Raw genomic sequence first — 542 nt, 5'->3', positions numbered from 1 at the left:
AGGAAACGGTGCGCGACCTGATCCGTGTCACCTGTTTCGAGAATGGTGCATTCCGACGCCGCCCGCGTACGCTACTGGAGAAGTCGATCCGCGATGCGGACCTGATGATGGTGTATTCGGACCCGGGTCAGCACGTCGCCACCGGTCTCTTCTACGAAACCGCAGGCTGTCATCCCACCCAGTACGTGGATCGCTCACACGCGTTCCTTGAGAACGCTGAGATGTTCACGCTGATGGGTAAGGAAATGCAGCGCTCGCGTCTCACGCACGCGATCAAGGCGTGGCGTCCCAAGTTTGAGCGTGCCACTCAGTCCATGTAAATAAAGAAGTGTCCACAACTACCCCAAGAGGTTCTTAATGCTGGAACGCGAATTCACGTTCAATCCACCGAACGAATTCATTGAACGCCATGACCCGTACAATCTGGTCATCAGGCAGTGTCGAGACTGGAGCAACAGCAGCCGTCGCGTGATGGTTGTGTTCCAGCATCTCGATTCGCGCGATCTGAAAGAAGGCGAGCTTCTTGGTGTACGGTAGACGCG

At 55.9% G+C, this 542-nt stretch carries 2 protein-coding genes; one reads left to right on the top strand and one right to left on the bottom strand.

What is annotated here, in order from left to right:
* Positions 1-320 (top strand): hypothetical protein (locus AC1RPH_RS07730; RefSeq protein WP_481762015.1); only part of this gene is annotated, 320 nt, incomplete at its 5' end.
* 34 nt (positions 321-354) lie between these two features.
* Here AC1RPH_RS07730 and AC1RPH_RS07725 read toward each other — a convergent pair.
* Positions 355-542: hypothetical protein (locus tag AC1RPH_RS07725; protein WP_481762014.1), on the bottom strand; the 188-nt coding region annotated here is incomplete at its 5' end.

Source organism: Dellaglioa sp. CoH-57-MRSF-16, assembly GCF_056782055.1.
The sequence above is the reverse complement of the archived record's forward strand: the minus strand, read 5'-3'. Positions and strand labels throughout refer to the sequence as shown.